At 71.7% G+C, this 1,910-nt stretch carries 1 protein-coding gene and 1 pseudogene; both read left to right on the top strand.

What is annotated here, in order from left to right; genetic code table 11:
* Window positions 1-1,578, top strand: a 1,578-nt coding sequence (locus tag AC27VN_RS40150; RefSeq protein ID WP_490880311.1) for a N,N-dimethylformamidase beta subunit family domain-containing protein, incomplete at its 5' end; no start/stop codon positions are given.
* Between the two features lie 8 nt (window positions 1,579-1,586).
* Window positions 1,587-1,910: pseudogene (locus AC27VN_RS40145) on the top strand (shikimate dehydrogenase); the annotation flags it as partial.

The raw sequence follows: 1,910 nt of genomic DNA, 5'->3' as shown, positions 1-1,910 counted from the left end.
CACTACGACGGCAAGATCGAGGCACCGCGCATCGCCGAGGGCCTGCTGGGCGTGGATGCGCTGCGCCGCTGCGACGACCTCGCGCGCCCGGGCCTGGCCGATGCCGCGCTGATCGCCTGCTGGGACTTCTCGCACGGCATCGACACGCTCGAGGTGCTCGACCGCTCCCCCAACCGCCTCGACGGCCGGCTGCACCAGCTGCCCTGCCGCGGCATGACCGGCGTGCACTGGACCGGCGACGTGCACGACTGGCGGCTCGCGCCGCGCGAGTACGGCGCCATCCATTTCCACAGCGACGACATCTACGACTGCGGCTGGCCCGCGACGCTCGAGCTCGACGTGCCGGCCGACTGGAAGTCGGGCTTCCACGCGCTGCGCCTGCGGCCCGTGGACGGAAGCGCGGCCGAGACCTTCATCACCTTCTTCGTGACGCCCGCGGCCGATGCCAAGCGCGCGCCGCTCGCGGTGCTGGCCGCGAGCATGACCTACATGGCCTACGCCAACAGCGCGTTGCGGCTGCACGCGGTGCACTTCGAGGTGCTGACCGAGCGCCTGCTGATGCTGACCGGCGACGACATCTACCTGCAGGAACATCCCGAGGTCGGCCAGTCGACCTACGACCACCACATCGACGGCAGCGGCCGCGCCTACAGCTCGTGGCTGCGCCCGGTGCTCAACATGCGGCCGCGCTCGCAGCCCGGCAACCTCGCGATCGACAGCCACTTCCTCGACTGGCTCGAGGAGAAGGGCATCGACTACGACGTGGTGACCGACGTCGAGCTCGACCGCCAGGGCGCGGGCGCGCTCGCGGGCTACCGCGTGCTGGCGACGCTGTCGCATCCCGAGTACTACAGCGAGGCGATGATGAACGGCATCATGGCCTTCCAGAATGCGGGCGGGCGCCACCTCGCGCTCGGCGCCAACGGCTTCTACTGGCGCTGCGCCTTCCATCCGAAGGCACCGGCCGCGGTCGAGGTGCGGCGCGGCATGGCCGGCACGCGGACCTGGGAATCGCAGCCCGGCGAGGTGCACCTGGCCGGCACCGGCGAGCCCGGCGCGCTGTGGCGCCACAGCGGCTTCGCGCCGCAGAAGCTGATCGGCGTGGGCTTCTCGGCCATGGTCTACGACCACGCGGGCTACTACCTGCTGACGCCCGATGCGGCCGACGCGCGCGTGGCCTTCGCGGTCGAGGGCATCGCGCAGGGCGAGCGCATCGGCGACTACGGCGTGCGCATCGGCGGCGCGGTCGGCATCGAGATCGACCGCTTCGACGTCGGCCTCGGTTCGCCGCCGCATGCCGTGATGCTCGCGACCTCGCACGGCCTGGGCCCGGGCGCGCTGCCCACGCCCGAGGAGTACCGCACCACGGTGCATGGCCTCGACGGCGAGCAGAACGCGCTGGTGCGCGCCGACATGGTGTTCTTCGAGACCGCCAGGGGCGGCGCGGTGTTCTCCACCGGCTCGATCTCCTACGTGCTCTCGCTGAGCCACAACGGCTACGACAACAACGTGAGCCGCATCACCGGCAACGTGCTGCGGCGCTTCCTCGATCCGGCCCCGTTCGAGCTGCCCGCCTGAGCGTCGCCATGACCGAGATGCGCATCACCGGCCGCACCGGCATCATGCTGATGCTGGCCGATCCCGTGGCCCACGTGGTGGGCTCGCTGCGGCTCAACGACCGCTTCGCGGCCGAGGGCCTCGACATCGCGGTGTCGCCGCTGCACGTGGCGCCCGCCGACCTCGCGACCGTGATCGATGCGCTGCGCCGCATGCGCAACGTGCTCGGCTTCGGCGTGACCATCCCGCACAAGATCGCCGTGCTGCCGCTTCTCGACGCGACCACGCCGCGCGCGGCGCGCATCGGCGCGGTCAACTTCGTGCGGCGCGACGCCGACGGCCGGCTCACGGGC

The organism is Variovorax sp. 20P10.2.4 (assembly GCF_058244205.1).
The sequence above is the reverse complement of the archived record's forward strand: the minus strand, read 5'-3'. Positions and strand labels throughout refer to the sequence as shown.